The sequence below is a fragment of the Massilia sp. Masssp94 genome (assembly GCF_059491305.1).
In genome coordinates this window covers 4683665-4703152 of the sequence record NZ_CP168501.1, presented here as the reverse complement: position 1 = coordinate 4703152, position 19488 = coordinate 4683665, and the positions used below count along the sequence as shown (strand labels likewise).

Annotated in this window: 14 protein-coding genes and 1 tRNA gene; 2 read left to right on the top strand and 13 right to left on the bottom strand. The window is 65.5% G+C overall.

What is annotated here, in order from left to right; all coding sequences use genetic code 11:
* The first annotated feature begins 15 nt into the window (after positions 1-15).
* The gene (locus tag ACEN9G_RS20755) at positions 16-2205 is read left to right on the top strand and encodes a glycoside hydrolase family 88 protein (protein ID WP_413338562.1); all 2190 of its coding nucleotides are present in this window, start codon (positions 16-18) and stop codon (positions 2203-2205) included.
* Here ACEN9G_RS20755 and ppc read toward each other — a convergent pair whose 3' ends face one another.
* Positions 2206-4953: a phosphoenolpyruvate carboxylase gene (ppc, locus tag ACEN9G_RS20750; protein WP_413338564.1), complete on the bottom strand. Its 2748-nt coding sequence runs from the start codon at positions 4951-4953 to the stop codon at positions 2206-2208.
* A gap of 200 nt (positions 4954-5153) precedes the next feature.
* Positions 5154-6005, bottom strand: a complete 852-nt coding sequence (locus ACEN9G_RS20745; RefSeq protein WP_483126902.1) for a LysR family transcriptional regulator — start codon at positions 6003-6005, stop codon at positions 5154-5156.
* Positions 6006-6099: 94 nt separating this feature from the next.
* Between ACEN9G_RS20745 and ACEN9G_RS20740 the strand changes: the two genes are divergently transcribed.
* Positions 6100-6573, top strand: coding sequence for a lipocalin-like domain-containing protein (locus ACEN9G_RS20740; RefSeq protein WP_413342435.1), 474 nt, complete (start codon positions 6100-6102; stop codon positions 6571-6573).
* A gap of 2 nt (positions 6574-6575) precedes the next feature.
* On the opposite strand, the gene ACEN9G_RS20735 is transcribed toward ACEN9G_RS20740, so the two are convergent.
* The 11 genes from ACEN9G_RS20735 to ACEN9G_RS20685 all read right to left on the bottom strand — a co-directional run bounded on the left by ACEN9G_RS20735 (position 6576) and on the right by ACEN9G_RS20685 (position 19455).
* Positions 6576-7781 carry a GGDEF domain-containing protein gene (locus tag ACEN9G_RS20735; protein ID WP_413342437.1) on the bottom strand — a complete coding sequence of 402 codons (1206 nt, stop codon included), beginning with the start codon at positions 7779-7781 and terminating at the stop codon, positions 6576-6578.
* 261 nt (positions 7782-8042) lie between these two features.
* On the bottom strand, positions 8043-9374 hold the full coding sequence (locus tag ACEN9G_RS20730) for an ImmA/IrrE family metallo-endopeptidase (RefSeq protein WP_413342439.1): 1332 nt from the start codon (positions 9372-9374) through the stop codon (positions 8043-8045).
* A complete protein-coding gene (locus tag ACEN9G_RS20725) occupies positions 9371-9877 on the bottom strand; it encodes a hypothetical protein (protein WP_413342441.1) in 507 nt (168 codons plus the stop codon). Before ACEN9G_RS20725 ends, ACEN9G_RS20730 begins: the two co-directional genes overlap by 4 nt.
* Positions 9878-10057: 180 nt before the next feature.
* A tRNA-Pro gene (locus ACEN9G_RS20720) sits at positions 10058-10134 on the bottom strand.
* Positions 10135-10193: 59 nt separating this feature from the next.
* Positions 10194-12089, bottom strand: a complete 1896-nt coding sequence (locus ACEN9G_RS20715; protein WP_413342443.1) for an MFS transporter — start codon at positions 12087-12089, stop codon at positions 10194-10196.
* 152 nt (positions 12090-12241) lie between these two features.
* Positions 12242-13219, bottom strand: coding sequence for an AbrB family transcriptional regulator (locus tag ACEN9G_RS20710; protein ID WP_495605566.1), 978 nt, complete (start codon positions 13217-13219; stop codon positions 12242-12244).
* A gap of 53 nt (positions 13220-13272) precedes the next feature.
* On the bottom strand, positions 13273-14346 hold the full coding sequence (locus ACEN9G_RS20705; protein WP_413340954.1) for an ABC transporter ATP-binding protein: 1074 nt from the start codon (positions 14344-14346) through the stop codon (positions 13273-13275).
* Between the two features lie 21 nt (positions 14347-14367).
* Positions 14368-16164 carry an ABC transporter permease gene (locus tag ACEN9G_RS20700; RefSeq protein ID WP_413340968.1) on the bottom strand — a complete coding sequence of 599 codons (1797 nt, stop codon included), beginning with the start codon at positions 16162-16164 and terminating at the stop codon, positions 14368-14370.
* Between the two features lie 139 nt (positions 16165-16303).
* A complete protein-coding gene (locus ACEN9G_RS20695) occupies positions 16304-17404 on the bottom strand; it encodes an ABC transporter substrate-binding protein (protein ID WP_413340955.1) in 1101 nt (366 codons plus the stop codon).
* Between the two features lie 20 nt (positions 17405-17424).
* On the bottom strand, positions 17425-18378 hold the full coding sequence (locus ACEN9G_RS20690) for a tripartite tricarboxylate transporter substrate binding protein (protein ID WP_413340957.1): 954 nt from the start codon (positions 18376-18378) through the stop codon (positions 17425-17427).
* 21 nt (positions 18379-18399) lie between these two features.
* Entirely contained in the window at positions 18400-19455 is a 1056-nt protein-coding gene (locus ACEN9G_RS20685) for a porin (RefSeq protein WP_413340958.1), read from the bottom strand.
* Positions 19456-19488 lie beyond the last annotated feature (33 nt).

The following is a 19488-nucleotide window of genomic DNA, read 5'->3' as shown; positions in this document are numbered from 1 at the left end:
AAACGTTATCCTACGATGATCCCGACTATCCCCTTCAAGCACGCCACGCTCGCCCTGCTGCTGCTCGGCCCTCTCCTGCCCGGATGCGCGACACACACACCGCCCGCCGCCAGGGCCGACGCGCAGGCACCGACGCCGGCCGCCGTGCTGGCGACGATGGAACGCGTCGCCGACTGGCAGCTCGCGCATCCGAGCGCGCATGCGCCGACGCACTGGACGCAGGGCGTCGGCGACGCCGGCTTCATGGTGCTGGCCAACCTGTCCGGCTCGCGCACGTACCGCGACGCGATGGCGGCGATGGGCGAACGCAATGGCTGGCAACTCGGTCCGCGCGCCTATCACGCGGACGACCACGTGGTCGGGCAGACGTATGCGGAGCTGTACCTGCAGTTGCGCGACCCGGCCATGCTGGCGCCGCTGAAGGCGCGTTTCGATGCGATCCTCGCCGAGCCGCACGACGGCACGCTGAAATTCACGGTGCCCGGCAACCAGGACCGCTGGTCGTGGTGCGACGCCCTGTTCATGGGACCGCCCGCGTGGGCGCGCCTGACCGCCGCCACCGGCGACGCGCGCTATCTCGACCACGCCGTCGCCGCGTGGTGGCGCACGTCGGACTACCTGTACGACAAGGACGAACACCTGTACTACCGCGACAGCAATTATTTCGCGCGGCGCGAAGCCAATGGCCGCAAGGTGTTCTGGGCACGCGGCAACGGCTGGGTGATGGCGGGCCTGGCGCGCACGCTCCAGTACATCCCGGCGGACCATCCGGCGCGCGCCCGCTTCGAACAGCAGTTCCGCGCGATGGCCGCGAAGGTGCTCGCGCTGCAGCAGGCCGACGGCCTGTGGCGCGCGAGCCTGCTCGACCCGGCCGGCTATCCGGCGCGCGAAACGAGCGGCACGGCGCTGTTCGCGTATGCGCTCGCGTGGGGCGTCAACCAGGGGTTGCTGGACCGCGCCGCGTTCGAACCGGGCGTGCGGCGCGCATGGACGGCGCTCGTGGCCAGCGTCCAGCCGGACGGCAAGCTCACGCACGTACAGCCGATCGGCCAGGCGCCGACGGGCTTCGCGGACGATGCGACGGAAGTCTATGGCGTCGGCGCCTTCCTGCTCGCGGGCAGCGAAGTGTTCCGCATGGCGCTGCTCGAACGCGCCGTACCCCGCACGGTGCGCGTGACGAATCCGGGCGATTTTCACCGTGCCGACGAGACGATCGAACTGCCGCTCGCGCCGGATTCTCCACAAGCGCTGGCCGTGATGGAAACCGGCACGTCGCGCCTGCTGCCCACGCAGCGCATCGGCGACACGCTGCTGTTCCAGGCAAACTTCGCGCCCCGTGAACGACGCCGCTTCCTGCTGCTGCCGGCCAGCGCCCTGCCCGCGCTGGCGCCGCCCGACGTCAAGGTGCACGCACGCTACGTGCCCGAACGCTACGACGACTTCGCGTGGGAGAGCGACCGCATCGCCCACCGCGCGTACGGCCCGGCGATCCTGCACGTGCCGAACGAGCACGTGGGCAGCGGCGTGGACGTGTGGCTCAAGCGCGTGCGCCGGCCCGTCGTGGACACGTGGTACAAGCGCGGCGAGTACCACAGCGACCACGGCGAGGGCCTCGACAACTACAGCGTCGGCACGGGCCGCGGCTGCGGCGGCACGGCAATCTACCGCGATGGCAAGGCGTATCCGTCATCCGTCTACGCGGGCTGGAAAGTGATCGCGGACGGGCCGCTGCGCGCCGTGTTCGAGCTGCGCTACGACGCGTGGAGCGCGGCCGGACGCCAGGTCGCGGAGACGAAGCGCATCTCGATCGACGCGGGCGCCAACTTCAGCCGCGTCGAAAGCCGCTACACGAGCGACCAGGCGGGCGCGCTGCCCGTCGCCGTCGGCATCGCCCAGCGCAAGGGCGACGGCCGGCTCGTGCGCGACACGAGCGCAAGCTGGATGAGTTACTGGGAACCGGAGAGCGCGCCGAACGGGCACACGGCGTGCGCGATCATCGTCCCCGGCCAGGCGACGCGCGCCGCGGTGGATGGCGGCGACGCCCTGCTGGTCGGGACCGCGCAGCCCGGGCAGCCGTTCGTGCACTACCTGGGCGCGGGATGGAGCAAGGGCGGCGATTTTCCCGATGCGCAGGCGTGGGAAGCCTACGTGCGCAACGTGGCGCAGCGGCTGGCCGTGCCGCTGCGGGTGACGGGTCAGGACTGATCAGCCGCTATTCCTCAGCCCCGCCGAGATGCCGTTGATCGACATATGCAGCCCGTTGCGGGTCGCATCGTCGTCCACGCCGGCGCGGTAACGGCGCAGCAGCTCGACCTGCAGGTGGTTCAGCGGATCGATGTACGGCAGGCGGTTGCGCAGCGAACGCTGCATTTGCGGGTTCCCGTCCAGCAGCTCGTCCTGCTCCATGACCTGCCGGAGGATCTCCACCGTCCGCGCATGCTCGGCGCTGATGGCACCGAAGATGCGGTCGCGCAGCGCCGCGTCGGCCACGAGGCCGGCGTAGCGGCTCGCGATCGCGATGTCGCTCTTCGCCAGCACCATGTCCATGTTCGACAGCAGCGTCGTGAAGAACGGCCACGTCTTGTACATCGTGCGCAGCAGCGCGAGGCGCTCGGCCGGCGCGTCCGCGATGAAGCGTTCCACCGCCGTGCCGAAACCGTACCAGCCCGGCAGCATCAGGCGGCACTGGGCCCAGCTGAACACCCACGGGATCGCGCGCAGGTCTTCGATCGAGCGCGACTTCTTGCGCGACGCCGGACGGCTGCCGATGTTCAGCGCGGCGATCTCCGTGATCACCGTCGACTCCCAGAAGTACGTCTCGAAGCCTTCCGTTTCGTACACGAGCGAACGGTAGGCACGCAGCGCTTCCGTCGACAGGCGGTCCATCGCGGCCACCTGCGCCGCGTCCGGCTGCGGCTGATCATGCGACAGCAGGGTCGCTTCCATCGTCGCGGCGACGAGCACCTCGAGATTGCGGCGGCCCACGTCGGCGTTGGCGTACTTCGCGGTGATGACTTCGCCCTGCTCCGTCAGGCGGATGCGTCCCTGCACGGCGCCCGGCGGCTGCGCGAGGATCGCTTCGTAGCTCGGACCGCCGCCGCGGCCCACCGAACCGCCGCGGCCGTGGAACAGCTGCAGCTTGATGCCGTGGGCGCGGAAGACCGCGATGAGTTCCAGCTCCGCCTTGTGCAGCTCCCAGCCGGACGTGACGTAGCCGCCGTCCTTGTTGCTGTCCGAGTAGCCCAGCATGACTTCCTGCAGGCGGTCGCGCGATTGCAGCAGGCGCATGTAGAACGGCAGGCCGAACGCCGCGGCCATGATCGCGGGACCAGCGCGCAGGTCGTCGATGGTTTCGAACAGCGGGATGATGTTGACGTCGAGCGTGCCGAGCGTCGGATGCAGCAGGCCCGCTTCCTTCAGCAGCACGGCCACTTCCAGCAGGTCGGAGACGGAAGCCGCCTTCGAGATGATGTAGTTCGTGACGGCGGCGCGGCCGTACGTCAGGTGCGCGCGCTTCGTCTCGCTCAGGATCGCCAGCTCGGACGCCGTCTCTTCGGAATACGCCTCGAACGGCGACACGAGCAGGCGCGGCGACTGCAGTTCTTCCAGCAGCAGTGCGCAGCGCGCGGCTTCGTCCAGTGCCAGGTAATCGACGCCGGGGCGCGCCTGCGTCAGCAGTTCCGCGAGCACGCGCTCGTGCACGTCGGAGTTCTGGCGCAGGTCGACGGGCGCGAGATGGAAACCGAATACCTTCACGGCGCGGCGCAACAGGCGCAGGCGGCCGCGCGCCAGCTGGCGGGCACCATTGGCCACCAGCGACTCGTGGATGACGTCCAGGTCGGCCAGCAGTTCGTCGGCGCTGGCGTAGGCCACCGCATCCGGCTCATTGGCGCCGCTGACGAGCCAGTCGCGCGTCGCCACGAGGCGCGCATGCATGCCGTGCAGCGCCTGGCGGTACGGCTCGTCCTGGTGGTGCGGCGACTGGTCGGGCGTGCGCTCGGCGATGCGGTGCAGGGCTTCCGTGCTGCCGCACAGGGACTGCGCCTGCGACAGTTGCGACGCCAGCGTGTGCACTTCCGGCAGGTAGAAATCCAGCGCGCGGGTCGCCTGCGCCTTCAGTGTGGCACGCAGGATGTCGGCCGTGACGAACGGGTTGCCGTCGCGGTCGCCGCCGATCCAGCTGCCCACTTTCATGAACGACGGCAGCTCCGTGTCGGCCCAGCCGGCATCCTTTTGCGCCAGCGTGTCCTCGAGTGCGCAGTACAGGCGCGGCACGCTCCTGAACATCGTGTAGTCGAAGAAGGACAGGCCGTTCTCGACTTCGTCCAGCACCGACAGCTTGGTGGGACGCAGCAGGCGCGTCTGCCACAGCGTCAGGATGGCGCGCGCGAGCGCTTCGTCGTTGTCCTGCTCTTCGTCGGGCGTCAGCTGCGTCCGGTCACGTTCGCCGATCAGGCGCGCGATCGCCATCTGGCAGTTGAGGACACTCTTGCGCTGCACCTCGGTCGGATGCGCGGTGAAGACGGGGCTCACGTGCGCGTCGTCGAAGAAGGCGCGCAGGTCGTCCATGCGGCCGGCGGCGAACACGCCGTCGACGGCGTGCGCGATGCTGCCCTTCTTCGGCGCCGAGCCGGCGGACAGGTGCGCGCGGCTGCGGCGGATGTGGTGCTGGTCTTCGGCGATGTTGGCCAGCAGCGAGAAATACGTGAAGGCGCGGATCAGCTGGGTCTTCTCGTCGGCCGAGATGTCTGCGAGGATCGCCGCCAGTTCCTCGTGCGCGCTGCCGTCCTCGTCGCGCCGGAAACCGATGCAGCTCTTGCGGACCGACTCGATGCGGTCGAACACCCCGTTACCCTCCTGGGCGCGGATCGTTTCCCCCAGCATGCGGCCGAGCTGGCGGATATCCCGCCCCAGCAACTCTTCCTTGAAGTTCCGTGCCTCTTCAACGCTCATTCAGCTCTCCAAAATGTAAATAATTTACAGAACACGCACCAGTTAACCAGCGTTGGCGGACAAATACCTTGTATATACCAGCCTTTATACACAGCGCGGCACGACAAGTCATGCAATGTTATGAAATTTTACTACGAACATTGATCAGTTCGGTGGGTGAGGTTGAAAAAATGCTACACATGAGGAAACGAGGCCGCCGCCTATTCCTGCTCGAACATGTCGATGATCTCGTCGGCCACCGCGCGCACGTGCGGGGCGCGGCGCACGTCCGCGTGCATCACCAGCCAGAGCTTGCGGCGGATGGGACACGCCGGATCGAGTACGACCAGCCCCGGCGCGCGTGCCGCCGTATAGTGCGGAAAGACGCCGACGCCGCAGCCGCCGACCGCCGCCTGGAGCAATGTCAGCAGGTCGTTCGAGCGCACGCTGTAGCGGCGCGCGCCGCGCAGCTTGTCCAGCCATTCCTGTTGCGGCGCATCCTGCTGCAGGTCGTCGTAGCCGAGGAATTCCCACTGCGCGGGCGCGCGGCCCGTCACGTAGTCTTCGTGCGCATACAGGGCGTAATCGACCTGCGCCAGCAGCCTGGCGACGAGGCCGGGCGACGTCGGGCGCGCAAACCGCAGCGCGATGTCGGCCTGGCGTCGCGTCAGGTCCGTCGTGCGCGCCTCCGCACGCAAGTCGATGTCGACGCCGGGCAGGCGCGACAAGGGTCCACGCAGGCGCGGGGCGAGCAGGCAGGCCGTCAGCGCCGGCGGCGCCGAGACGCGCACGACACCCGCCACCTCGGCCGCGCCGCGCGCCACGTTGAGCAAGGCGTGCATGTCGTCTTCCACCTTGCGCGCATGCGGCACCAGCGCCGTGCCGGCCGCCGTCAGCGACCAGCCCTTCGGAAAGCGGTCGAACAGGCGGGCACCAAGCGCGGTTTCGAGCGCGTCGATGCGGCGTGCCACCGTGGTGTGTTCCACACGGGTCGCGCGCGCCGCACCCGACAATGTGCCGGCCTCGCACAGCGCGAGGAAGAAGCGGAGGTCGTCCCAGTCAGGTGTCTGCATTGTGCAATTATGCACGGAACAGGTGCGGATTTCGGGAATTCCGTTCAGGCGACGGCAGCGCTACGCTGATGTTTTCACCTGAAAGGAGAACGACATGAACAAGCAGATCGCCGGCATGGTGCTGGCCAGCGTCGCGCCGGCCGTGCAGGCTGTCCCGCCCGATCTCGCGGGCACCTGGACGCTCGTCGCCGCCGACGTCCAGCGCCCCGACGGCAGCATCGAGCGTGACTATGGCGCCGCGCCCAAGGGCCGCCTGGCCATCGATGCGCAAGGACGTTACACGCTGCAGATCTTCAAGGCCGAGCGCCCGCGCTTCGCTTCGGCGGACAAGGCAGCCGGCACGAGCGAGGAGCTTCGCGCCGCGGTGCTCGGGTCGAGCACGCACTACGGCACACTCGCACTGGAAGACGGCCTGCTCGTATTCCGCATCGAAGCCGCGTCCTTCCCGAACTGGGAAGGCACGGTGCAGCGGCGCAGCTTCGAGTTGCATGGCGACGAACTGCGCTACCGCGTGCCGGCGCGGCCGGACGGCGGCATTCCGATGTCGGTGTGGCGGCGCCTGCCCTGACGTCAGGCGATTTCGACCCGGTTGCGGCCGTTCGCCTTTGCGAGGTACAACGCCCCGTCCGCCCGTTTGATCGCCGCCCCGATGTCTTCCTCGGGCTTCAGCGACGTCACGCCGAAGGATGACGTGACGCGCAACCCGTGCGGCCAGTCCTGCGTCGCCAACGCCGCGCGCAGCTTGTCGAGCATCGTCATGGCATGCGCCACGCCGGTTTCCGGACACAGGAGCAGGAACTCCTCCCCGCCCCAGCGCACCAGCTTGTCGCTCGATCTGACTTCGCGGCGGATGAGCGCAGCGAAACGCCGCAGCACCTCGTCACCGGCGTCGTGGCCATACTCGTCATTGATGCGCTTGAAATGGTCGAGATCCATGAACACGACCGCCATCTCCTCGTCGACGTGGCCGGCGACGTGCAAGCGTTTCATCAGCACCTCCCTGAGGCCCTGGCGGTTCAATGCGCCGGTCAGCGGATCGGTATGGGCCTGGTTGGCGAGGTCGCGCGCTTCGAGTTGCAGCGCCTTGTTGATGGCGGCCAGCAATTCCAGGCGAGCATTGGTGGCGGAGAGACTGGAACGGGTATGCATCAGGCTCAGCGACAATCCCAGCAGGCCGCAGCCGATCCACGCGCCCACCAGCCAGGTCAGCAGCTTGGTATCCGATATCCATTTGCCGCGAAACTGGATGGACCGCAATTCGAGCGTGATCGACTGGCCGGGCGGCACCGATCCCGTCGAGATCTCCACGGCCGTGACGTTATCGAGTCGGGTATACGTTTTCTCCAGCGGGACGTCGTGCGCCGTGATCCACCAGTCGGCGGTGCGTACGACGTTGATGGGAATCGTGAACGTGGTCTGCACCGGCACATCGAATTCGACGGAGTTGTACCGCTGCGAGTTCCAGTCGCCGACGGTGGAGAATTCTTGTTCAAAATTCGTCAGGTGCAGCCTGATCTTTCGCCCGGACGCGCCTGAATACCGCATGTCGAACGCCACCGAGTCGAACTGGCTGAGGTCCACGCCCTTGCCGTCCCACCCCAGGTGGAATTGCAGCTTGCAGAATGGCCACGCATAGCCCGCACGCAGCGCGCAGCCCATGACGAGGGCATCCTTGGTCCGCACGAGCGACGAGACGGACTGGCCGTTCTCGTGGCGGTCGTCGGTGACCGTGGCACCGTAAGGCTGCCTGGGCGAGATCTCCAGGACCCGCGTCATCCCGACGTGCTGCCAGACAATTAATGCGGGTGTCAGAACCAGCAACAGTCCAACCAGGGACTGGACTATGGTCGTTGCGCGCGCGGATCGACGGATCATGACGGATCGCTGATGTATTTATTTGGCGATTAATATACTGAAATCGACATGAGCCCGCGAGTACTTACCGTGCGGCAAAATCCCTTAACAAATATGACCAGTTCGAAAGCGTGCCTGTCTCAAGCCACAAGAACTCGAATGCGAAAAGACATGAATGTCACATCAAGATAACACGTAAGGAAGACCACTCGCCCCGAACTCCCGGTACAAGAGATTGTTATTCGCAAGAAGCGACGTGACCGTTGCCGGACTTATCTCGAAATGATCCGCTGCATCCTCCAGATTATCGTCGGAAAAATCATCATCAAGGAACCCCTGGAGTTTTTCGATAGGGCACAGAAATTCAGCAGCAAATGCACGCTGATATTTTTGCCGGTTGGTACTCAAGTCGGTGGAGGCAAGCCAAGTGTCCGTGTTTGAATTAACATATAACAAGTCACCAACAAATCGTGCCATCTCGAACCGCCTTGATCGCGGATGCCGCTTTCGAGGTATTAAAGAAACGTGACGATTCCCGTGGGGAACCACGATTCCGGCTCGGTGACGAGAATCCGATGCATAGTGATCTATTTCTTCCCTTCGCACACCCAGGACTTCACACAACATATCTGTATCGATATGATCGCCGGAGGCGTGAAGTTCTTTCCGTAGCTGACGTGCATCGGCGACGGCGCGCTCCCAAGGAGCGGCCCCCTTGTTGATTCGTGAACTGATCCGTGGCAGGTCTGGTCTGCCTGAAATACCTTTACATTCGATCAGTCTCCCCAAGTCCGAGATCGAATCTGCTCCGCCAGCTTTTCCATAAACCGGCGCAAGCTCAGATAGCGCAGCCTCACCGATCCGATCCTTTAAGCGGATAGCCGCGAATAGAACCTCCTCGGGGCACTCGTCGGGATCATAACCAAGCTCGGCTTCACAGCGACGAGCTAACGCAGTATCGGGATCTGCTCTCTCCGCCACAACTTCGGCCCACAAGGACTTTAATGAGGCTTCGGCCTCAGCCACACCAGTTGCATCCAGTCGAGCGATGACCGCATTAATAAAACCTTCGATCTCGACTTCGAAATCCTGCATCGCAAACGTTACTGGCGCAGCTAAGCCATTCAGATACCGAACGGATTGATCGCGTGAGCCTCGCGAAGGAACAGCCCACACTTGCATTGACTCCCCGTCTGTTGCAAATAAAACTTGAGGCCACACGTAACCGGAGTTTGCCGCCCCCATTTCATGAGCCATTCGCCAACTTGTCGGAGGCCGCGCTGATCTTGGCGGAAGCGGTTCCGACACCAGGCGCCACCAACTCGCTGCGAACCAATAGGCTAGCGGATATGCGGATACGACGACCGAATTCGATATCGTTTGAGAAAAGATATCTTCGTTCTGCGTCAATGAAACATCGCCAATTTTCAACTCGAGTCGGCAAATCGTCTGGCGCAATTCCGGCACATCATCCCCAGCATGAGTCCACGGATGATGCAATTGAAATTTTCTCATGATTTGAGGTTCCACCGTGCTAGCACTTCTTCGACAAAAGGATCGGAGTCGGGCATGGGATAACCATGATAACTACCCAACTGTGGATTCTCGATTTGCGCCTCCAGAGCAACGCCGTTTTCGGTCACCGACCATATGTTTTTCGGCCACCCGTCCACGAAACGATCGCTAACCAGACCCTTTTTCAGACCGATCCTCAAATAACGGAGTGCCTCGGCGCGCGTAAAAATAGCGACCACGTCGCATAACGATTTCCCTTGGCGCGGACCGCTCGGCGGTGTCAGACCAAAATCACCCGGATTCTTTTTATGCTCGGGATTCCCGCCATACCTGACTTTTTTTGCCAAGAGTGCGCAAATTTGCAAATTCTCTGCGCTAAGCTCCCAAAGGGCTCGCTTAGGGTTGTACTTATTTTCTCTTTTTTTCATCAGATAACAGGAACGGTAGCCCGCAGTGGTGAGCCGCACTGCGACGCCGCACGACAGCATGGCCGTGCCGGACACGTCTCACTCAGCTTAACTTTTTACAACTCTACGATTGTACTTTTAAAGCATAAAGACAACGTGCAACAATCCGGTATCGAGCATGAGCTTACACAAGTATTTTAAGCTGCGAACTTCCTGCCTGCTCGACAGAAATGAAAAAAGGCCAGCTCGAAAGCTGGCCCATCTCTATGAATTCATTGGTCGGGGCGAGAGGATTCGAACCTCCGACCACGTGCACCCCATGCACGTACGCTACCAGGCTGCGCTACGCCCCGACTCGGGCCACAATTATAACAGAGGCACACAGGATGACTAGCGTTTTTGTCACGAGAAACTATTTCCATTCCCCGCGCAATGCCAGCACTTCTTCGTACAGCCCCTCAGGTGTCACCTGCTGCGGCGGCACCGGCCGCCCGACGGCCAGCGCCAGCTTCGAGCGCAGCCCGCGCGCGAACGAGCGCTCGAACACATTCGACGGATCGCGCGAAAACACGCTGCCCCACAGCCCGCGCAGCGCCATCGGGATCACGGGCACCTGGCTGCGCGCGACGATCTTGGCGATGCCGCCGCGGAATGCGTTCATCTCGCCCGTGCGCGTCAATTTCCCCTCCGGGAAGATGCACACGAGTTCCCCTTCGTGCAGCGCCTGGGCGACGTCGACGAAGGCCTTTTCCATCAGCCACGGGTTCTCGTGCGCCGGGGCGATCGGGATCGCCTTGCCGGTGCGGAAGATGAAGCCCAGCAGCGGCGTCTTAAAAATGCGGTGGTCCATCACGAAACGGATCGGGCGCGGGCTCGCGGCCAGGATGACGATGGCGTCGACGTAGCTGACGTGGTTGCAGACGAGGACCGCGGGGCCCTCTTCCGGGATGCGCTCGACGTCCACCGTCGACACGCGGTGGATCGTGTGGATCAGCAGCCAGGCCAGGAAACGCATCAGGAATTCCGGCACGAGCGAGAAGATGTAGATGGCGACGACGGCATTCAGCAGCGCGGTCGTCAGGAACATCTCGGGGATGCTGAAACCGCGGCCGATCAGGAAGACCGCGACGCCGGCCGACGCCACCATGAACAGCGCATTCAGGATGTTCATGCCTGCGATGGTGCGCGAGACGTGCGCCGGGTCGCAGCGCGTCTGGATCAGCGCGAACAGCGGCACGATGAAGAAGCCGCCGAACACGCCCAGCAGCAGGATGTCGGCCAGGATGCGCAGCGTGCCGTGCTGCGCCAGCACGCCGATGAAGTCGACGGGCGCCGTGTTGGTATAGCCGAGGCTCGCGAAATACAGGTCGATGCCAAACAGCGACAGGCCGATGGCGCCGAACGGCACGAGACCGATCTCCACTTTGCGGCCGGAGAGTTTTTCGCACAGCAGCGAGCCGGTGCCGATCCCCAGCGAGAAGATGGTCAGCAGCAGCACGAACACGCTGTGGTCGCCATGCAGGTACTCCTTCGCGTACAGCGGGAATTGCGACAGCACGAGCGCGCCGTAGAACCAGAACCACGAATTCCCCAGCATCGACAGGAACACGGTGCGGTTCTTTTTCGAGAACGCCAGGTTGCGCACGGATTCGGCGGCGAAGTTCGCGCTGATCCTGAGGCCCGGCGCGGGCGCCGGCGACGCCGGGATACGCCAGCTCATGGCGAGGCCCAGCACGGCGACGGCCAGCGTCCCGAACGCGACGAGGTGCACGCCGGCGGCGCCGTGGCCGGCCAGGATCGCGCCCATCACCTCGCCCAGCAGGATGCCGACGAACGTGCCCATTTCGATGACGCCGTTGCCGCCCACGAGTTCTTCCGGCTTCAGGTGCTGCGGCAGGTAGGCGTATTTCACGGGGCCGAACAGCGTCGAATGGACGCCCATGCCGACGACCGCGGCGACGAGCAGCCACAGGTTGTGCGTGAGCCAGCCGATGGCGGCAATGGCCATGATGCCGATTTCGAGCAGCTTGACGAAGCGCGCCAGGCGGCCCTTCTCGACCTTGTCCGCGATCTGGCCGGCGGTGGCGGAGAACACGACGTACGGGAGGATGAACAGGCCCGGGATCAGGTTGTTCAGCAGCGCGGCGGGCAGCGTCGTCCACGACAGCGCGTCATAGGTCAGCACGACGAGCAGCGCCGTCTTGAACAGGTTGTCGTTGAAGGCGCCCAGGAACTGGGTCCAGAAAAACGGGCCGAAACGGCGCTGGGTCAGCAGGGAAAACTGGCTGGTGTGGTTCGGGTGGCTCATGGTCGATGACGCGGATGTCGGGGATGCGACAATCTACAACACAACCGGCACGTTGAACACACAATGTTGCTGGGTGTGAATCAATGGTCGCACAATCCGCTACCCGGAGCGACTGGATATGCAACCACGCTAACGCCAAGTCGCGCCGGGCGTCACCCGACCCGCGTCCACACCCGGTACAGCGGCGCTATCCCCAGCACGACGACCACCATGCGCGCGACGTGGAACGCCGTCACGACGGGCACGCCCAGGTGCAGCACGCGCGCCGTCAGCGCCATCTCCGCGATACCGCCCGGCGACGTGGCCAGCACCATCGTCCCCGGATGCAGGCCGGTCACCGCCGCCACGCAGAACGCGAACAGGCCCGCCAGCAGCAACGTGAGCGCCGTGCACGCAGCGACGCTGGCGAGGAAGCGCGGCGCCGTGTGCACGAACGCCGGCGTGAAGCGGGTGCCGAGCGAGACGCCGATGAACAGCTGGCCCGTGCGGATCATCCACTCCGGTAGACGCGACAGCTGCACGCCGGCCGCCGTCATCATCAGCGCCACGACCAGCGGGCCGATCACCCAGGCGTTCGGCACGCGCAGGCGTTTCAGCGCCAGCGCGGCGCAGCTCGTGATGGCAATGAGGATGCACAGCCCCGCCGCATCGACCCGGCCGGCGAGCGGCACGAACGCATCGAGGCCGTTGCCCCAGCCGTGGGCCGCGAACCAGCGCACGGCGAAGGGGATCGTACCGACGACCATCATGATGCGCAGGCTGTGCGCGGCCGCCACGCGTTCGACGACGGCGCCGTGACGCTCCGCCTGCACGGCCATCTCGGAGGCGCCGCCGACGGCCATCGCGAAGAAGGCCGTCGCGGCGTCGGCGCCGGACAGCCGGCGCAGCAGCGCGCCGCCCGCCATGCCGAGGCAGATCGCGAACGAGACGGCCAGCAGGATCCAGCCGAGGTGCCGCGCCAGCACCGCCAGCACGGGCGCGCTGAAGTACAGGCCCAGCGCGGTGCCGATGGCCCACTGCCCGGCCTCGCGCGCCTGCACGGGGGCGGAGAGGCGCGCGCCCAGCATGCAGGCGATCGCCGTCGAGAACAGCGGGCCGATCATCCACGGCAGCGGCGTGTCGAGGAAGATGCACAGTTGCGCCGCCGTGAAGGCCAGCGCCAGCGCGGGGAGGAACGTCCTGATCAGAACACCCAGAGCTTTTCGGCCGGCATCTCGAGCCAGTACTGGCCCGGATCGACGCGGTACTTGGAGTACGCGCGCACGCTCGAATTACCGTGCTTGAACAGGCATTCCCACCGGTCGCCCAGGTACATGCAGGTGGACAGCGGCAGCTGGATGCCGTTGTCGACGGGCGTGCGGCCGATACGCACTTCTTCCACGCGGATCAACGCCGACGCTTCCACGTCCGGATTCGATGCGCCGCTGCCGCGCGCCGTCGCGTTCAGCGCCATGCCTTCCACCTGCACGCGCGCCGCGCCGCCGTTGCGCGCCACGACGCGCGCCGGCAGGCGGTTGTTACTGCCCATGAATTCCGCGGTGAACAGCGTGTCCGGCGACTCGTACATCGATTGCGGCGTACCCTGCTGCTCGATCTTGCCGTTGTTGAGGAGGAGGATGCGGTCCGAGATCGCCATCGCCTCGGCCTGGTCGTGCGTGACCATCAGCGCCGACAGGCCCAGGCGCACGATCAGCTCGCGCAGGAACGCACGGGCTTCCTCGCGCAGCTTGGCGTCCAGGTTCGACAGCGGTTCGTCGAGCAGGATCACGGGCGGGTTGTAGACGAGCGCGCGGGCGATCGCCACGCGCTGCTGCTGGCCGCCGGAGAGCTGGTGCGGGAAGCGTTCGCCCAAGTGGCCGAGGCCCAGCTGCGCGAGCACTTCGCGCACCTTGGGCTCGATGTCGCGCGCGGCCATCTTGCGCAGCTTGAGGCCGTAGGCGACGTTGTCGAACACGGTCTTGTGCGGCCACAGCGCGTACGACTGGAACACGAGGCCCAGGTTGCGCGCTTCCGCCGGCAGTTCGAGCTTCTTGCTGCCGTCGTACACGCGGCGCTCGCCGATGTCGATCGTGCCGGCTTTCGGGCTTTCCAGGCCGGCCACGGCGCGCAGCAGCGTGGTCTTGCCGCTGCCCGAGGGGCCCAGCAGCGCCACCACTTCGCCGCGCTGCAAATGCATCGACACGCCCTTCAGGATCGGGTTGGCGGTGGCGCCGCTGCCGTAGTCGAGGTGCAGGTCGTTGACGGTCAAAACGTTCATGATGTTTGTCTCGCGATTGATTTAGTTATGCAGCTTGACGCCGAAGCGCAGCGCGATCCCGAGGCCGATGGCCACGAGCGTGATGTTGATGAACGAGAGCGCGGCCACGAGGTCCGTCGAGCCGCCGGCCCACAGCGACACGAGCATCGCGCCGATCACCTCGGTGCCGGGCGACAGCAGGTACACGCCCGTCGAGTATTCGCGTTCGAAGATCAGGAACACCATCAGCCAGGCGCCCAGCATGCCGAACTTGATCAGCGGGAGCGTCACGTCGCGGGTCACGCGGCCGCGGCTGGCGCCGACGGCGCGTGCCGCCTCTTCCAGTTCCGGGCCCACCTGCAGCAGCGACGTCGACACGAGGCGCATGCCGTAGGCGAGCCACACGACGGAGTACGCGAGCCACAGCGCGAAGATCGTCGAGCGCATCTGGCGCAGCGCCGGGATGAAGTGCTCCGACAGCCACGCGGCCACGCCGTTGTCCATGCCGTGCAGGATGCCGTCCAGCCAGCTCGGCACGAACAAGAACACCCACAGGAACGACAGGCCGGCCAGCAGGCCCGGCACGGCGCGCGGCACGAGGACGCTGTAGTCCAGCAGGCGCGTGATGCCGTCGTTCTTGCGGTGCATGGCCAGCGCGATCGCGGTGTAGCAGGCCACGGCCAGCGCGCCGCCGATCACGCCGATCAGGATCGTGTTGACGATGCCGCGCACGAGCGACGGCTGTTCGAAGATGTCGCGGAAGTGCTGCAGGGTGAGCACGTCGGCCAGCTTCACGCCCTCGCCCCAGTACTGGACGAACGAGCGCAGCACGATGCCGGTCAGCGGCAGCACGATGGTGACGGCGATCCACGTGCCCAGCACGGCGAACGCCACCCACTTCCACTTGCCCAGCGCGAGCGGTTTCTGGCGCGCGCCCTTGCCCTTGATGGACACGTATTTGTTGGCCGACTTCAGGAGCCAGCGCTGCAGCATCACGAGCGGCATCGTCACGGCGACGAGGCAGACGGCGACGGCGGCCATCAGGTGGTACGACGGCGTGCCCAGTTTGTTGGTCAGCTTGTACAGGTAAGTCGCCAGCACGAGGTGGCCTTCCGGGTCGCCCAGCACGAGCACGAGGCCGAACACTTCGAAGCCGAGGAAGAACACGAGCACGCCCGCATACGCGAGGGCCGGCATGATCATCGGCAGCGACACGTTGAACATCACCTGCCACGGCGACGCGCCCGAGACGCGCGCCGCTTCCTCCACGTCGGAGCCGAGGCTCTTCAGCGCGGACGAGGCGTACAGGTACACGTGCGGCACGTGCGTGAGGCCGGCGATGACGACGATGCTCGTGAACGAGTACACGTTCCACGGCACGAAGCCCAGCAGGTCGTGCGCCCACGTCGAGTAGAAGCCGACCGGGCCCATGGCGACGACGTAGCCGAAGCCCATCACCATCGGCGACACGAAGATCGGCACGAGCAGCAGCGGCGCGACGATGCCGCGGCCCGGCAGGTCGGTGCGGACCATCAGGAAGGCGAGCATGCCGCCCAGCGGCACGGCGATGGCGGCGAGACCGGCGGCCAGGATGAGGCCGTTCTTGAAGGCGAGCCAGAAGTCGCTGTCGTCGAAGATGAAGCGGTACGCGTCCAGGCCGAGCATCTTGTCGGGCATGAAGAACGGCGCCGTCAGGAAGCTCTGGTAGAAGATGAGGTACAGCGGCAGGAAGATGGCCACGCAGGTGAGCAGCACGACGATGCCGCGCGTCCAGTTGAAGCGCGGCGCGCGCACGGCCGGCAGGCTGCCGGCGTCGGCGCCCTTGGATTCCAGTGGCATGGTTGAAGTAGGCATGGGAGTGTCCGATCGATTTGGAACCAGTCAACTCCGTCGTTCCCGCGCACGCGGGAACCCATGCTGAGCGTCCTGGTCGGCTCAGTATGGATCCCCGCTTTCGCGGGGATGACGGCTTGAAGACTTACTTCTTGCCGGCAGTGGCCTTCCACTCCTTCAGGAACGCCAGGCGCAGCGCCGGATCCAGGTATTCCCCGACGGCCGGGCTGACCGGCAGCGGCTTGATGTTCTTCTCGCCGACCATCTTGATCAGGTCAGTCGACGTCGTTTCGCCGGTGACGTCGGCGCGGATCGCGTACAGCTTGGAGGCATTGGCGATGACGGTCTGGCCGCGGTGCGACAGCATGTAGTCGATCCACAGCTTCGACGCGTTCGGGTGCCTGGACATCTTGTTGATGAACTGGACGCGCGAGATGATCAGGGTGTAGTCCTTCGGCAGCACGACGCCCAGCGACGGATCGTTCTTGGCGCGCACGAGCGCATACGAACCCATCACGTTGTAGCCGATCAGGTTTTCGCCCGACGAGATCCGCTCCAGCATGGTGCCGGTCGACGACTGCACGCGCACCCTGGCCGCGCCGAACGCCTGTTCCAGCTGCTTGTATTGCGGGAAGGCGCGCGCATCCTGCGTCATGAACATGAAGCCGACGCCGGATTTCTCGATGTCGTAGGTCGTGACCTTGTCCTGGAATTTCGGCTGCTGGATGATGCGCACGAAATCGGCGTGCGTCTGCGGGACTTCCTCCGGCTTCAGCAGGCGCTTGTTGTAGACGAAGGCGGCCGGCTCGAACGTGGTGCCGTAGGCGATGTCCTTCCAGACGGCCCAGCCGGGGATCTTCGCCGCTTCGACCGATTTGTACGGCAGCGCATAGCCGCCGGCGGCCAGCTTCATCTGCAGGTCCATCGCGGAAGACCACAGCACGTCGGCCGTGTCGCCGCCGGCCGCGTTCTCGGAGAAGAAGCGGTTGTAGACTTCGGTCGAGTTCATGTCGTTGTACTCGACCGTGATGCCCGGGTACATCGACTTGAAATCGCTGATCAGCGGTTCGGCGGCCTTGCTGTCGGTGGCGCCGTAGATCACCAGCTTGCCTTCCTTCTTGGCGGCGTCGATCAGTTGCTGGTAGCCGGCCGGGTAGCCTGCCGGGGCCTGCGCCAGCACCGGTGCGGCGAATGCGAAAATGGCAGCTGCAAAGGTGGTCGCAAATGCGGTCTTCTTGAAATTCATGGTTGTCTCCTAGGGTGTTGTCAGTGTTCGCGGACCAGGTTGAATTCCCTGGCCTGTCGGTTGTAATCGTTGATCGCCTGCTTGACCCAGCGCGTGAGCGCGTCGCCCGTGAGCGAGAACGGGTACAGGCCGGCCTGGCTGCGCAAAGCCGCGAAATCGGGGGTGGCCTGCACGCGGGCGAAGGCGTCGACCCAGCGGCGGTAGTCGGCATCCGGCACGCCGGGGCCCATCCATACGCCGCGGATCACGGGCCACACGATGTCGTAGCCCTGCTCGCGCGCGGTCGGCACGGACGCCAGCACACCGGCCAGGCGCTTCTCGGCCAGCACGGCCAGCACGCGCACCTTGCCCGGTCCGGCATACAGCGCCGCTTCGGATGCGTCGCCCGAGATCACCTGCACGTAGTTGGCGCTCATCGCCGTGAACGTCTCGCCGCCGCCTTCCAGCGCGACGAAGCGCAGGCGCCGCGGTTCGATGCCGGCGCGGCGCGCCAGCAGCGCCACCTTCATCCAGTCCTGGCTGCCGATGGTGCCGGACACGCCGATCAGGACCTGCTTGGGATTCTTGCGGATCGCGTCCATCAGCTCGTCCAGGCTATGCCACGGCGCGTCGGAACGCACCGCGATCATGCCGTAGTCGACGCCGAGCGCCGCGACCCAGCGCACGTCGGCAGCAAGCGCCTTGCCGAATTTTCCTTCGGCGAGATTCAGCAGCGAACCGCCCGAGAACGCGACGAGCGTGTCAGGCTCGGCGCGCCGCTGCGACACGAGCGTGTGCCACGCGACGGCGCCGATCCCGCCCGGCAGGTAGGCCAGTTTCAGCTTCGTGTCCGGCAAGGCCTTCTGGGCCAGCTTGCAGGTCAGGTCCATGGCGCCGCCCGGTTTGGACGGCACCACGCATTCGGCGTTGGCGCTGGCCGCCGCCGCTGCCGCGGACAGTGCCGCGGCGGTAAGGATCGAGATGGCGCGCTTCATGATGTTGCGGCCAGGGGTCGGTCAGAACCGGTACTGGATGCCGGTGGTGACGCCGGTCTGCGTCGACCCGAAGCCCGGATCGTCGCGCGACAGGCCCACGAGCTGGCCGTGGTCGGCCTTGGCATGCGCCACCGACGCGTACAGCCAGACGCGCTTGGACAGCGAGTACATGGCGCGGCCCACGAGCATCGTCGGATCCGCGTCCTTCGCGGACGGCAGGTTCTTCGTGTTGACATGGTAGACGGCGCCCGTCAGGGTCCACGGATAGGCCGCCCAGGTGGCGCCGGCCCAGTAGGTGTCGCCGCGCACGTCCGGCGTGGCGGCCTTGCCCGACTGGAGCTTGTAGCCGCGCATGCCGGCCTGGTAGGTCATCGGACCCGCCTTGTACAGGGCGCCCAGGTGGAAGGCCGTCGTCTTGTCGCGGTCGCCGGTGGCGGCGAGCGTGTTGCCGTTGATTTGTTCGTACGACGCCATCACGCCGACCGGGCCGCCGAACCAGGAACCGCCGACGGCGTACTTGCGGCCATCGGCCGCGTTGCCGGCCTGCTCGCCCATGCCGACGGTGGCGCCGTAGGTGAAGCCGCCCGTGGTGCCGGTGTACTTGATCAGGTTGTCGAACGCCGTCGTCATGCCGTACTTGGACGGGCCGGTGGCGTTGCTCGACGTCGCCCACGAATAGTTGGGCGCGAAGCCCATCGGGTCGAACTTGATGACCAGGTCATAGGTCGTCGTGAACGAGCGGCCGATGATCACGCGGCCGAAGCCGCCTTCGAGGCCGACGTTGGCCTGGCGCTTGAACAGGTTGCCGTCCTGGGCGCCGGTGTCGAGCATGACGCCGCCTTCCAGGTTGAAGATGGCTTTCAGGCCGCCGCCCAGGTCTTCGCTGCCGCGGAAGCCCCAGCGCGACGTGTTCTTGCCGCCCGAGACGACGCGCACCTGGCTGCCGTCGCTGGCGGATGCGTGGTTCACGTATTCGACGCCGGCATCCACGATGCCGTAGACCTGGACATTGGTCTGGGCGGATGCGTTCAGGGAAAGCGCTGCCAGGACGGCGAGCGCGAGGGCCGATTTCTTCATATTGTCTCCGTTGTTGTCATCAAGGCGGTCGTG

Coding starts and splice junctions, on each gene's coding strand:
- ACEN9G_RS20735 (WP_413342437.1), bottom strand. CDS start 7,781: ATGACGCGGGTCCTGGAGATCTCGCCCAGGCAGCCTTACGGTGCCACG.
- ACEN9G_RS20700 (WP_413340968.1), bottom strand. CDS start 16,164: ATGCCACTGGAATCCAAGGGCGCCGACGCCGGCAGCCTGCCGGCCGTG.
- ACEN9G_RS20685 (WP_413340958.1), bottom strand. CDS start 19,455: ATGAAGAAATCGGCCCTCGCGCTCGCCGTCCTGGCAGCGCTTTCCCTG.
- ACEN9G_RS20740 (WP_413342435.1), top strand. CDS start 6,100: ATGAACAAGCAGATCGCCGGCATGGTGCTGGCCAGCGTCGCGCCGGCC.
- ACEN9G_RS20730 (WP_413342439.1), bottom strand. CDS start 9,374: ATGAGAAAATTTCAATTGCATCATCCGTGGACTCATGCTGGGGATGAT.
- ACEN9G_RS20695 (WP_413340955.1), bottom strand. CDS start 17,404: ATGAATTTCAAGAAGACCGCATTTGCGACCACCTTTGCAGCTGCCATT.
- ACEN9G_RS20705 (WP_413340954.1), bottom strand. CDS start 14,346: ATGAACGTTTTGACCGTCAACGACCTGCACCTCGACTACGGCAGCGGC.
- ACEN9G_RS20690 (WP_413340957.1), bottom strand. CDS start 18,378: ATGAAGCGCGCCATCTCGATCCTTACCGCCGCGGCACTGTCCGCGGCA.
- ACEN9G_RS20755 (WP_413338562.1), top strand. CDS start 16: ATGATCCCGACTATCCCCTTCAAGCACGCCACGCTCGCCCTGCTGCTG.
- ACEN9G_RS20745 (WP_483126902.1), bottom strand. CDS start 6,005: ATGCAGACACCTGACTGGGACGACCTCCGCTTCTTCCTCGCGCTGTGC.
- ppc (WP_413338564.1), bottom strand. CDS start 4,953: ATGAGCGTTGAAGAGGCACGGAACTTCAAGGAAGAGTTGCTGGGGCGG.
- ACEN9G_RS20715 (WP_413342443.1), bottom strand. CDS start 12,089: ATGAGCCACCCGAACCACACCAGCCAGTTTTCCCTGCTGACCCAGCGC.